The sequence below is a fragment of the bacterium genome, assembly GCA_021159335.1.
In the GTDB taxonomy this organism is placed as follows: Bacteria; UBP14; UBA6098; order B30-G16; family B30-G16; genus JAGGRZ01.
The window spans coordinates 1-13,391 of sequence record JAGGRZ010000010.1 but is presented as its reverse complement, the minus strand read 5'-3'; the positions used below and the strand labels follow the sequence as shown (position 1 = coordinate 13,391).

Annotated in this window: 11 protein-coding genes; 1 reads left to right on the top strand and 10 read right to left on the bottom strand. The window is 46.2% G+C overall.

Translation table 11 applies throughout. The features are described 5' to 3' along the window. The first annotated feature begins 15 nt into the window (after window positions 1-15). Window positions 16-1,338 (top strand): glutamine synthetase, encoded by a 1,323-nt coding sequence (locus tag J7J62_00490; GenBank protein ID MCD6123637.1) that lies wholly within the window; start codon window positions 16-18, stop codon window positions 1,336-1,338. A gap of 74 nt (window positions 1,339-1,412) precedes the next feature. Here the strand turns inward: J7J62_00490 and J7J62_00485 are convergent, their stop codons facing one another. From J7J62_00485 to J7J62_00440, 10 genes are all read right to left on the bottom strand, one after another. Further along, a complete protein-coding gene (locus tag J7J62_00485) occupies window positions 1,413-2,717 on the bottom strand; it encodes a TldD/PmbA family protein (GenBank protein ID MCD6123636.1) in 1,305 nt (434 codons plus the stop codon). A gap of 17 nt (window positions 2,718-2,734) precedes the next feature. Beyond that, window positions 2,735-4,114, bottom strand: a complete 1,380-nt coding sequence (locus J7J62_00480; GenBank protein MCD6123635.1) for a TldD/PmbA family protein — start codon at window positions 4,112-4,114, stop codon at window positions 2,735-2,737. Further along, window positions 4,111-5,496 (bottom strand): TldD/PmbA family protein, encoded by a 1,386-nt coding sequence (locus J7J62_00475; protein MCD6123634.1) that lies wholly within the window; start codon window positions 5,494-5,496, stop codon window positions 4,111-4,113. The genes J7J62_00480 and J7J62_00475 overlap by 4 nt, the downstream gene beginning before the upstream one ends. Before the next feature lie 186 nt (window positions 5,497-5,682). Further along, window positions 5,683-7,083, bottom strand: a complete 1,401-nt coding sequence (locus J7J62_00470) for a T9SS type A sorting domain-containing protein (protein ID MCD6123633.1) — start codon at window positions 7,081-7,083, stop codon at window positions 5,683-5,685. 104 nt (window positions 7,084-7,187) lie between these two features. Next, window positions 7,188-8,195 carry a 4Fe-4S dicluster domain-containing protein gene (locus J7J62_00465; GenBank protein ID MCD6123632.1) on the bottom strand — a complete coding sequence of 336 codons (1,008 nt, stop codon included), beginning with the start codon at window positions 8,193-8,195 and terminating at the stop codon, window positions 7,188-7,190. A 12-nt stretch (window positions 8,196-8,207) separates the two neighbouring features. Then, on the bottom strand, window positions 8,208-9,503 hold the full coding sequence (locus tag J7J62_00460) for a glycosyltransferase family 4 protein (protein MCD6123631.1): 1,296 nt from the start codon (window positions 9,501-9,503) through the stop codon (window positions 8,208-8,210). Next, window positions 9,407-10,366, bottom strand: coding sequence for a 4Fe-4S binding protein (locus J7J62_00455; GenBank protein ID MCD6123630.1), 960 nt, complete (start codon window positions 10,364-10,366; stop codon window positions 9,407-9,409). Before J7J62_00455 ends, J7J62_00460 begins: the two co-directional genes overlap by 97 nt. Before the next feature lies 1 nt (window position 10,367). Beyond that, a complete protein-coding gene (locus J7J62_00450; protein MCD6123629.1) occupies window positions 10,368-10,820 on the bottom strand; it encodes a hydrogenase iron-sulfur subunit in 453 nt (150 codons plus the stop codon). A gap of 13 nt (window positions 10,821-10,833) precedes the next feature. Continuing rightward, window positions 10,834-12,198, bottom strand: a complete 1,365-nt coding sequence (locus tag J7J62_00445; protein ID MCD6123628.1) for a hypothetical protein — start codon at window positions 12,196-12,198, stop codon at window positions 10,834-10,836. Window positions 12,199-12,234: 36 nt separating this feature from the next. Beyond that, window positions 12,235-13,391 (bottom strand): CoB--CoM heterodisulfide reductase iron-sulfur subunit A family protein (locus J7J62_00440; GenBank protein MCD6123627.1); only part of this gene is annotated, 1,157 nt, incomplete at its 5' end.

The window sequence follows — 13,391 nt, the reverse complement described above, 5'->3', positions numbered from 1 at the left end:
AAATCGGAGGTAGGGATGACTCGTGATGAGGTTATTTCGGAAGTAAGAAACAACAACATTTCCCTCGTAAAGCTTTGGTTTACCGATATTATCGGAAGACTTAAGGGGTTTTCGCTAAGAGTCGAGGACCTCGAACGGGCACTCGATGAGGGGATAGGTTTCGATGGCTCATCAGTGGAGGGTTTCGTAAGAATAGAGGAAAGCGACCTTCTCGCACGCCCCGACCCGAACACATTCGTAATACTCCCTGAGGACTTCTGCGGAATAAGAACAGCTGTTATGATTTGCGACATACTCTATCCCGACGGCACGCCATTTGAAAGCGATACCAGACTCGTTCTGAAAAAAACCGTAGAAAAAGCTCGCTCGATGGGTTTCACGCACTTTTATGTCGGACCCGAGCTGGAGTTTTTCTATTTCCCATCGGATAGTGACCCAACACCACTCGACGCCGGCGGGTACTTCGACATATTACCTCTCGACAAATCAGTAGCCGCCCGGAAGGAGACATTCAGCGTGTTGCGTAATCTTGGCATCGAAATCGAGATGACCCATCACGAAGTTGCGAAAAGTCAGCACGAGCTTGACTTCCAATACGACGATGCGCTTGCTATGGCAGACAAATTGCAACTGGCAAAGGTAATAATTAAAGAAATAGCCCGCAAACACGGACTTTACGCATCATTCATGCCGAAACCTGTGTTCGGCGAAAACGGAAGCGGTCTTCATATCCATCAATCATTGTTCACCGAGGAAGGCAATGCTTTCTACAACGAGGAGGATAAATATAACCTCTCTGAAGTAGCGAAAAAATACATAGCTGGCCTTTTAACGCATTGCAAGGAGATAACTGCTGTAACGAATCAGTGGGTTAATTCGTATAAGCGCCTCGTTCCCGGTTACGAGGCACCGGCCTACATAAGCTGGGGCAGAAAGAATCGCTCCGCTTTAGTGCGCGTGCCAGCGTTCAAACCGCACAGAAAACAGGCATGCAGAATAGAATATCGTGCACCCGACCCCGCATGCAACCCTTACCTCACATTCTCCGTCGTTCTTGCCGCAGGACTTGAAGGGATAAAAAACAACTACAAACTCATTGACCCCATCGAACTTGACATATACACAATGTCCCAACGCGAGCGAGACGAAAAGGGAATAGAATCATTGCCGGACTCATTAATAACCGCTGTTCTGGAAATGGAGAACAGCAAACTCGTAAAAGAGACATTCGGCGAACCGCTATTCTCAAAGTTTATAGCAAACAAAAAATCCGAATGGGAAAGATATCGCGTCCGCGTTACTGATTATGAACTTAAAGTCTATTTCCCGATGCTATAGCAAGGTAATGCTATCGGGAATTCATAACGAAACTCTGAGAAGTAATTATCCTACTAAATTTGTCGCGGTTACGGTTACTTGCTCACTACGGATATATTGTCGAGTCTTATGTAAGGCGAATAGTAACTACCATGCGCCCAAAGTGCCTCTTTGCTTATGCCGGCTATTTCCTTAAGATTTTCGTATATATTGCCCGCTATAGCAACATTTTTAACTCTTCCCACTATCTTACCATTCTCGATTTTGAACCCTGTGGACACCGGATTGGAGAAAGCACCGGAAAGAATGTTACCCTGTCCCATTCCGAGCACGAAGTCCACAAGAAGCCCTTCCTTTATGTCGCCAATCAAATCCGAAAGCGATGTTTCGCCTGGTTGAATTATGACATTCGCGAAAGCCGGGATTGGCGGCGAGAATATGCTTCGCTGCGCACAGCCGTTGCTTTTGTACCCAGACTTTTTGGCGGTGGTCAGGTCGAGAACAAAATTCGTAAGAACACCATTCTCGACAACAGGGAATTTCTTAACAACAACGCCCTCATCGTCGAAAGGAGCCGTGCCGGGTCTTCCAGAAATAGTGCCATCGTTTACGATCGTTAGCTTTTCGTCAAAAAGCTTCTGGCCAAGCTTGTCGTGCACAGGGCTTGCTTTGGTGTAAATATTCATCCCATTGACTCCGACGGAAAGCGGAAGGAACACCGCATATGTTCCATATGGCGAGAAAACGACCGGCACCCTGCCCGATGGAGCCTTAACTATCTGGTCACGGTATTGCATTATGTCATCAATTCTTCGCGTTATCTTCTCCACAGCTTCCTCAACGCTGGGCAATGATGTAAGATGGATGTAATCCCACGCAATGTAGATATCGCCTTCCTTAACTCTCACAATTTCCGCCGATAGCGCAAAAGCGGTCTTTTTATACTCGCCGTAGAACCCTTCAGTATTCGCTATCCTGACCACAGACTGGTTCGTGCTTATTCCTATTTCGCAATCTGCCTCATTACGATACTTCTCAAGCCGAGATATAAGCTCTTTACCATAGTCAGTCATCCGCTCTATTCCAAGTTGAGTGACTTTTTCATCGTAAATTTCGGGCACACTAAATTCCGATTTTCCGGGCAACTCGAGGTCGAGTTTTTCACCGAACTTAGCAGCAGATATAGCATCGTCTATCGTCTCATCGAGTGCATTGGGGTCAGTGGTTCCAGCAGTACCCACTTTACCGTCCACAATAACACGAACACCGTATCCGCGCTGCTGTTTGCTCTCGCTGCTCCTTATTTTCCAACCCTTGAACTGAACCTCACGAGATAGACTCTCAACAAAGTAAATCTCACCCCTATCTACCTTACCCCTTAGTTTTTCGATAACATCCATTGTATCCTCCTATTTTGCTATTTTCCTGCGATAAGCACATTTCTTATTCTTATATGCGGTGCACCCTCGGCGGTCTTGGCTCTCTGACCACCTTTGCCACAATACCCACCCATGGGACACCACACGAAATCGTCCGCTATTTGCTCGATGTTCGCCAATGTCTCGAATAAATTACCCTGAAGAACCACATCGCGCACCATCTCAGCCACTTTGCCATCACGAATCATATATGCATGCCCGGCAGAAAAAGAGAAATTCTCGAGCTCGGTTTGCCCACCATAAGCGTCAATAACATACACTCCAAGCTTTATGCCGTCGAAAATTTGGTCAGCCGGATGTGGTCCCGCCTCGATTGCCGTATTCGTCATTCGCACTATGGGCTGGAAATTATAATCCTGCGCGCGAGCGTTGCCAGTAGGTTTTTCTCCCATTGACGCAGCGGTCTTACGAGAATGCAGCCGCCCCACGAGCACGCCATTTTTTATAAGATAAGTCTTTTGCGCCGGCACACCTTCGTCATCATAAAATATCGTGCCACGAATCTCAGGAACAACCGAACCATCATCGATAACATTAAGGAATTCGGGGCCGAACTTCCGCCCGAGCTTCATCATCTCTCGTGCTTGCGGGTTTTCCTCTATATGGTCAGCCTCTGAAAGATGGCCGAATGCTTCGTGAATAAAAACCCCCGCAAGAGAGGGATGCACCACTACCGTGTATTTTCCACCCTTAATAGGTTCAGCCTCAACGAGTCCGACGGCTATTTTCGCGACCTCTTCCACAAGGTCATGCTTTCGGGCAAGCTCGGAGAATGAGTGCCGAGTAGCGTAACTTTTATGAGCGGATTGCACGGTCTTGCCATCCGTTGCACGAACCACACACACCAAAACACCATCAGCTCGCTGCTTGTAAATCCTGACACCATCCGTGGTGACAAGGAAGTTCTCAATAAATTCTTCAGTATAGATAAGAGTTCTCTCTATTATCCGTTTATCATAGCCCGCCAGTATCTCATCGTAGCTTTTGAGCAGTTCCACCTTTTCCTCAAGCGTATGGCTGCGAAAATCATCCTTTAGTTTTGCTTCTATCGAGGTTTCCACAGGTTCTACCTCGGCGAGTTTTATCGGCTCGTCAGGTATAAGCGCGCGAGAAGCATCCGTAGCGTCAGATACAGCATTAATAAGTCCATCAAGGCTGTTGAAATTTGCGAATCCAAAACCATGTCCAGCAAGCAATACTCGAACGCATCCTCCCTGATCAACCGTAGGATTTATCATCTCCGCCCTACCATTGCGAAACCTTATGACCAGACTTTTAGAGCGCTGGAACCTTATCTCTCCGAATCCGTCGATTTTGTTTTTTGCGTGGATAAGTTTTTCGAAAATATCATCCCTCACTTTCGCCCACCTATGGTTACATTTTTTATCCTGATGTGAGGGGCACCGACATCAACGGGAACTGATTGTCCACCTTTTCCGCAGTTTCCAGCCCACCTGCCCCATTGAAAGTCGTCGGCTACTTGCTCAATATTGGCGAGCGTCTCAAAAAGGTTTCCCTGCAACACAACATCGCGCACCATCTCAGCCACTTTGCCATCACGAATCATGTATGCGTGACCCGCTGAGAACGAGAAATTCTCGAGCTCAGTTTGCCCACCGTAAGCATCGATAGCGTAAACACCAAGTTTTATTCCATCAAAAATGTGCTCAGCTGAATGCGGTCCCGGCTCTATGGCAGTGTTGGTCATTCTAACCAGCGGCTGGAAGCTGTAGCTCTGTGCACGAGCGTTCCCTGTGGGCTCTTCACCGAGCTTTCCTGCGGTCTCTCGGGAGTGAAGCCTGCCAACAAGCACACCTTCCTTTATTAAGTATGTTTTCTGTGCCGGAACACCCTCGTCGTCGTAAACTATCGTGCCATGCAACTCAGGCATAACCGTACCGTCATCGATAACATTAAGGAATTCAGGTCCAAATTTGCGTCCAAGCGTCATGAGTTTTTGAGCCTGCGGATTCTCAATGATGAAGTCAGCCTCCGACAGGTGGCCAAAAGCTTCATGGATGAACACTCCTGCAAGCCGAGGGTCAATAACGACGGTATACACCCCTCCCTCAACAGGTTTCGCATCAAGAAGCGCTTTCGCAGTTTTCGCTGCGTCAATAACCATGTCATCGAGTCTCGTAAGATCACTGAAGCGATTCCGCGAGCTTCTGCTTTTAACGCATTGTTGAACATCGCTCCCGCGCTTCGCCTGAGCTACTGCATACACAAACCCATCTGAAAGCTTATGCTCAATCAGACTTCCTATAGAGTTGGCATAAAGTTTTTCCGTGAACACCTCCGCATACACGCCCGTAGTAACAGCTATTTCTCCGCCGCCATGCTGATGCATTAGTTCGTCATGCTTGCGAAGAATATCTATTTTCTCCTCATCAGAGTGAGCATGATACGGGTCCTCCATGATGTTTTCCACTTTATCAACCACTGGTTTCACTTCGGCAAGCTTTATCGGTTCATCAGGAATAAGCACCCTCGAGGCTTCCACAGCATCCTTGAATGCTTGCTCAAGCTTATCAATACTATTTAATGTCGCGACTCCCCAGCCACGACCAGGCAGGAGAACTCTCACGAAACCGCCCAGATTGTTCGTCCTATTGAAGCTCTCGATGTTTCCGTTACGCATTCTTATTGACAGTGTTCGCTTGCGCTCGAGCCTCACCTCGGCGAAGCCCTCGAAACCCTTGAACAATGATGTTAGCCTATCCTTATAATCATCCCACATTTTGCCTCCCCGTTTGATATCTGATAGAAACAAGTTTACTAAATAAAATCGATTTTCACAAAAGATTTTTTCACGGGCATGAAAGAATATTAACTATTACAATGATTCGTTTGGTGAGGACATCTTTGGTTGTTTGATTTCAGTCTTATCTATAATGCAAATGTTTATTAGGTAAAATTTCTGATTCTACGTTCGGTCTCCGATTTTAACAATCCTTTTAGTTACGATATGCCCTCCAAAATCCAGTCTTAGAAAGTAAATCCCTTCTTTTTCTGACGAGAGGTCTATTTGGGGGGTGCCTGCTGGCATGGTCGATTTTTTCACTAAACGACCTTTAATATCGTATATTTCGTAACTTATGGTCTTTACATTTAGCAAATTATCTTTGTTAAACCTCAGTTTCACAGTATTAACGCAGGGATTAGGGAAAACATCAAAATCTACTAATGGTTTGCTTACCGGTTGTTCATTCACGCTGGCTCTCATCTTAAGTCTGACATGGCATCCGTAATCGTGAGTTCTTCTCCACACTATACCCACTAATTCGTTGCCATAAAAAGCTGGTTTTAAATCCTCTATCAATGGTAACACCTTGATCGAATCAAGGACGACCCAGTTAGTTTCCTTCTTCATAATGTATAAGAAGCAACTATCGAGCGTAACCATATCATAACGCTCCCAAAATGCCCAAAGTCCTAACGAATCATCAAAAGCGAAAAATATCTTGGGGAAATTTCTATCATCAGGATGGTGTGCGAATAATGTATCAATCCTGAAACCGACCACAGATGAGCAAGACTGGCAAATCAACATGTACATTGGATCTATGGCTTGATAATAATAACATCTGCCATCGAATACGAAATTTCCTATACCCCTGCCGATCGATGGTATATAGTAAATCTTTGATTCTACTGGTGACCAGTTGCCCGTTGACCTATTCAAGACTGTTTTCAAAACACTTGTGGCAGGAATGTCTCCAGTGCTGAACCAGAATACAACCGAGTCGTCAAATACCCTGCTAAAAAGTGGGTCAACAGTTACATATCCGCTCAGAGGAGCTATAGAACCTGCACTCCATCCGCCCGGGGAGTAATAAACATAATTCGTTTCCGCATCCAAACTATGCAAGAGTCCGAAGCCAATGAATAAAAATATCCAAATCTCATCCTCGTGAGTGACGAACAAATCGGGAGTAGTCCACATTGGGCAAGGTGGGTCCATCCTCACCCAATTTAAACCATCATTATGAAAGGCATAAACTTCCCATTCATTGGCTTGAACGAAAACCCATCTGTTCCCTTCCTCCGTCACTAATATCTTAGTAGGATGCATAACTGAGGCAGGGTGAACATCTTTAAGAAGAACTGTATCTTTGCTGAATCCCCCCGAGGTAATGTAACCTACTACCACACTATCGCTGTCACTGCCGAATATGCAGTTTGAATATGCAAAAATAAGCGTATCCAATGAAACTGCATCGACTGAAAAATATGGGGCTATGTCCAAATCTATGACATCTGTCCAAGAAGCGAATACAGGAAATGATGATAGCAATAATAAGGCAATGAAGATTAAATGCTTCATAATACCCTCCTGTCTTACTGGATTATATAAATTATAAAGATTAAAATTTTTTTGTCAGGCATTTATTCGAATTTTCGAGCGAAAATCGCCCAACTAAAAGGCTCTCACGCCATCGCTCTTCTTGCGACATCTCTTATGTCTATGCTCGTTGGGCAGGCGCTGATGCATCGTCCGCAGCCCACGCAAAGCTGGGTTCCATCGTAGCGCTTGGCAAAAAACGAAAGTTTGTGCATCATTCGCTGGCGTATCCGCTGAAGCTGGGTGGGTCGTGGATTGTGACCCGATGCCTCAAGGGTAAAAAGTGCGAACTGGCAGGAATCCCAGGTGCGATAACGGCGAACCCTTCGGTCTATTTGCTCCTCGTTTATGTCGAAGCAATAGCAACTCGGGCAAACGAATGTGCAAATACCGCAGCCAAGACATGTTGCCCCCAAATCAAACCAGAAATCCTCGTCCCCAAACTTCTCCCATAGTTTTTCCGCTATAACCGTTGGCACTGTGGAATCGACTTTTTCGATAGCAGCTTGTTTAACCCGCTTAAGAGTCTCATTGTCCTCATCCGTTGCATCGTCGAAGTTGGCTATGAGTTTTTCCCCACGCTCAGTTACTGGTTCAAAAATCCACTGCCCATCAATTTTAGTCGCAAGGACATCCACACCATCTGTGCCGAACGGATTGCCACCCTCAAACGAGGTGCAAAAACATGTGGAAAGCGGGTTGGTGCACCCAATAGCAATTTTTATCATGCCTTCCCACAACGAATTAAAGTAAACATCCTTGTAACTACCCTCGTTATAAACCCTATGGATTAACATCAACGCTCTAGCATCGCACGGTTTAAGACCCCAAAGTACTGCTCCTTCGGGAGGATGTGGGACGATTTCAGCGAATGTGCCAGCAGGGTCCGTTAAATCGTATTTGAACATAGTTTGGTCCTGCGGTAGAAATACCTCTTTTGGCGAGGTTTTTATCTCAAAGGCATTGCCAAGATTTTCCACGGAATCTACTTTGCCCCATCTCATCTTCTTCGCATCGGGACCATAAAGTTTGCCCGCGCTGGCAAGTTCGCCAAGCCAGCTTTTGAGTTTCTCATCGCTAATCTTTTTCGCCATTATCTCACCTCGTTACTTTAATCCTGAGCCTTCTTTTCCTAAAATCTCGTCTAAAACCTCTCTCAACTTGTACGCAAACGAATTCTTAAAATTAGTGTACTTTTCCCTCGTTTTGAGAGCATTTCGGGAAATTTTTTGCCTCAATTCGTCGTTTTCAATAAGCTCGATCATCCTTTTCGCAAGACCACCCACATCACCCTTATCAACTAATAAGCCATCAACTCCATCCTCTATTAAATACCTTAGACCGCCAGTTTTATATGCCACAGTCGCCGCACCTGCCATTTTGGCTTCAATAAGCACCTTGCCAAGTCCCTCAAGATACGATGGCACGGCTACAATATCCGCATGTCTCATATAGGAATATATGGAAAAACTTGGCTTCATACCGAGAACCATGAGATAGTTACCGAGTTCAAGCTCCCCAACAAACCTTTCAAGTTCCGTTCTTTTGGGACCATTGCCAATAACAATAAATCTTAGCTTCTTCCCCAGTTCTCTTTCGTCAACCTGTTCAACAATCATCTTCGCCGCCCTGACGAAATCGAACTCCCCTTTTGTGCCATCAAGCCTGCCGACAAAAAGAATTTTAAAAGTATCGCCATCGTAAAATATCGGTTCAAGTTCGACATCCGCGAAATACTCCGGCGGGTAATACGGACCATATTCGATTATGTGGTCAGTTTTCAAACCTGCGTTTTCAAGCTCCACAATAGGTGCTTTGCCGTTGCTTAATACAGTTACTCTCCCCGTGTCTCTCACAATATGCTTTATCATACCCTGAAAGAACCTTTTTACCGGGCTCCTCCCCCAGAAAATATTTCCAGTAAGTGCAACGATATGCCTCGCCTCAGCGATATGTGAGTAAATGTGGGCAACTATGTGGTCGTATGAATGACCAATTGAAACCACCACACGCGGGTTAGTTCTCATTAGCCAATAGAGCGTTAGCATATACTCGTAATAGATTTTATTTGCCCATCGGCGCGGCGCGAAACTGATGTTAACCGGTATCGTCTCAAGCAAAATGTTTCCCTTTTTCGCACTTTTTCGCTTATCCCGCTTGCCTATGATAAGAGCTTTCCTCTCGCCTATAGCGTACTCTATCTGAGTTTCGTATCCGAAAACTGTGTCGAATCGCAAACTATTTTCAAAGACCTCTGCGACGGGGTCGCCATGACGAATCACGGCGATATCAACTCGCCCCATACTCATAAGAAAAACTCCTGAGGGTCGTCCACGCGATAATTCTGGAGCGGTGGTGGCTCGTCCACCGCTACCCCGGCATCGTAACCGTATCGCTCCCAAACCTTCTTAGCCTGATAAGCAAGGATAGCGTCAAAGTCAATATCGACTGGGCATACCTCTGAACAATTCCCGCATTCAACACAGCGTCCCGCCTGATGATAAAGCCTTCCTATGTGCCAGAAAATTATGTCCGTAGGATGTTGCCCTTTATCTAACCAGTGTGGGAAACGCGAATCGACGAAGCATTCTTCACAATAGCATGTAGGGCACGCCTGACGACAAGCATAGCAGCGAATGCATTTAAGGAACATTTCAGAGAAAAACTTCCAGCGTTCAGAAGCAGGCTTTTTATACATTTCTACGGCAACAGCAAAGTGCTCGTTCACATCTATGTTTTCCTCAACAGGCTCGCCAACGAGGACATCATAATGGACGGGATTTCTATGCATACATCGCTTACAGGAGTCGTGAAGTAACTCATCAATGTCAGCAGAGAGCTTCTCGCCAGTTACAGTTTCTGCGTGAACCTTGTTCTCGTTTAGCGATATTTTTCTTAAAGCTGCGAGTTTACCAAATTTCGCCTCAAGTTTTTTTCTCGAAATCATGCCTTCGCACGGCACGCCTATTATTCTTAAATTCGCCCTGTCTACCTGCTTTTCTGCTATGAGAACGCCCAGAGAACGGCTGTCGCAACCCTTCGCCACAATGGCTACTTTCTTGCCTTTCATACGATTAACATAGCCCGCAATGTTGTAACGGCAAAATCTGTTGAAAACGAGCTTTTCAGCATCTTCAGGTGTTCTCGCCACAAAAGGTCGGGGTAAGCCCAAAAATGTGGATTGTGTGAAACCTATAACAGCTTCCACATCGCCGCTTTCGAGCAGCTTTTTTGCTTCATCGCGGATTTGTTGCTCTATATTCATTTTACGCTCCTTTTGCCGATGGCATCTCGTCGATGAAATTGTCCTTTATGTAAAAATTGTTTTTACCGACTGACTTTACTTTGTCCGTAACTATTTTTACTATTTCCGCGAACCTTTGCCCCTCCGATGCGGAGCACCACGCAAAGTTAATCCTTTCCATCTGAAATCCAAGGAAATCGAGCAGGTCATGTATAGCGGCGAACCTGCGCCTTGCGTAATAATTGCCAGTAATGTAATGGCAGTCACCCGGATGGCATCCTGATATGAGCACTCCATCGGCACCGACCTGAAGCGCTTTCAGGGCAAAAAGTGGATTAACTCTTCCAGAACAAGGAACCCGTATAACCCTTATAGTCGGCGGATACTGGATTCGCGAGACTCCAGCCAAATCAGCTCCCGCGTAGGAGCACCAATTGCAAAGAAATGCTAATATTTTCGGCTTAAAATCGTTCATAACGCACCTTCCTTTATCTCGTCGCTTTTATAACAACCTCAACCCGCCTGTTACCGAGTCTCCCCTCAGGCAGGGAATTGTCGCAAAAAATCTTCCCGCCAAGAGTAGCGGGTTTATTGCCCATCTCGCCTCTGGCGGTGATTTTCACCCCATGCTCGTCAAACCAATTCCCGATTTTCCCAATATTCTTGCAAATTGCGACTATATCTATAATAGCTCCCATCTCAAGCTGCGCCCAGTAAAGCGACTGCTGACGGCTCCTCTCCTCGTCCTTGAGGACATCGGTATGACCGACAACCGTGACATCGAGCTTAAAGCCAGCATCGACAAGTTCTATTATGCGTCTCGCGACCACGAACCTGTTGGCTATCGCGTAAGGTTCTTCCGAAAGTTTTATGTCGGGAAGGTCGTAGTTCACCACGAACCAGCGCTCCGTTCGCTCTTCCTTCCCGCTTATTTTAAACTTTATCGGTTTGCTCCAAGCCCAAGAATTCCCGGCGGGCGACTCCTCAAGCGCAACCACATAATAGTTCCACCGAGGGTCGATAACCCCAAAAGATATGGTTGGCGTAGCGAAAACTCCCACGGGATAGCCATCTTCACGGATAAAACCGTAAAGCTGTGACTTCGTGCTCGCATTAACCGCATCGGCAGAAATTTTCCCGCCGAGCTCCACATTACACCACGGCCTTCTAACCACCCAATCACCATGAACCGTTACTTTTCTCTCGAACGAGCTGAAGTAGAAAACCCGCCACACTACATGCGGTGGAAGTTTCTCCGAGATTTCCCGCCAGTCTCCAGGATTCTGGGAACGAACTATAGCGAACGCAAGCGGATTGTATTCGAGTATTTTTACAAGTTTGTAGGTATCTTTAATGAGTTCGTCCACGCTGAATTTCGTCATGGGGGCAGTCGATATCACAGCAAGCTGGTTTTCCGCCTGAATTTTCGGGTCGGTTGAGCCGGCAACGCCTCTATTCATTCTCGCCGGGTCCGGTGATGGTTGCGTTACAACACGGTCCTTTATAAGGTTTTTGTTTTTTGAGAGGTTAAGAATAGCGTCCTTAACTTTTATCGCCCTTCTCATGGCAAGCGATACTTTATCCTCACCATCGCCACGCGGATGAAAATAGCCCCGAACCTCAACCACGACATCGACATTCAGTGCAAGCCTTCTTGCTATCTCGGAAAGAAGAGGATTAAATCGGGCATCAATATTTTGTGAACCGCTCCTAAAGAAAACCGCTGGATAGAACGGCGCCTCCTCATATGTAATTCTATTAAGCTTTGCTTTAATGGTTGATGGCGACACGCCGAATTGAGCGTAACCCAATGCCGTTATTGAAACCAATATAAACAGCACTTTTCGAAACATTTTGCTCACCTGCTCGCTTTATTTTTAATTTGAACGCTAAAAGACTTCCCAGCTTATAGCCTCGACTTCTTCCACTACCTCATCGTTTGTGAACCCTTTAAGGTCTATTGAATTCGACCTGCACGCGGCAGCGCACGCACCACAGCCTTTGCAAAGGGCAGGATTAACGCTCGCAACAACCTTTACTTTACCCATGACCTTCTTTTCGACGAGCTCTATTGCGCTGTAGGCGCAAACGGAAACGCATGTTCCGCAACCTACGCAGGTGAATTCGTTCACCTCAGCAGTAGTGCCGGCAGCCTCAACATAATCTTTTGAAAGTATGGTGCACGCTCTCGATACCGCAGCCTGAGCCTGTGCTATCGATTCCTCAACATTTTTCGGGGAATGAGCAAGACCGGCAAGGAACACGCCGTCGGTGGCGAAGTCAACGGGTCGTAGTTTCATGTGCGCCTCGAGGAAGAAACCATCGGCGGTAAGCGGAACTTTAAGCATCTTGGAAAGCTTCTCGTTGTTCTCACGGTCAGGAACTATGCCTGCGTTAAGAACTACCCAGTCGAATGGCATCTCGAAGTATGCGCCCAAAAGTATGTCCCATGCTTTAATTTTTGGCTTGCCATCATCACCAATCGTTACTTCAGGTGGCTTCTCAGGGTCAAATCGGATAAACAGTGTGCCCATTTCTCTTGCTTTTCTATAAATAAGTTCAGCATAACCGTATGTGCGAATGTCTCTGTAGAACACAACGACCCGTGCTTTAGGATTCTTGCTCTTTATGTAAACCGCTTCCTCAACAGCTTTCGTGCAGCAAACTCGTGAACAGTATGGATGTTCATCGTTTCTTGAACCGACACACTGAATGAAAGCGAATGTTTCACCGTCTTCGACTTTTATCTCGCCTTCGGCAAGTTTCATGTCGAGGTCTCGCATCGTTATGACTTTTTCCGACATCCCCCAGCCATATTCGCCCTGTTTTGGCTCGTATTGCTTTGCTCCCGTCGTTACTATAACCACTCCGTGCTCAAGTGTCTCCCTTCCGTCGGGGGTTCTTATCGTCGTTTTGTAGTTGCCCACATATCCCTCGATGTCCTCTATCTCGGTGGAAAGGTAAACCTTAACATTATCGAGTTTCTCAAGCTCCTTGGTAAGGAACTCAATATGTTCAGCAACTGTTGGGTTACCGGGTATGCCCT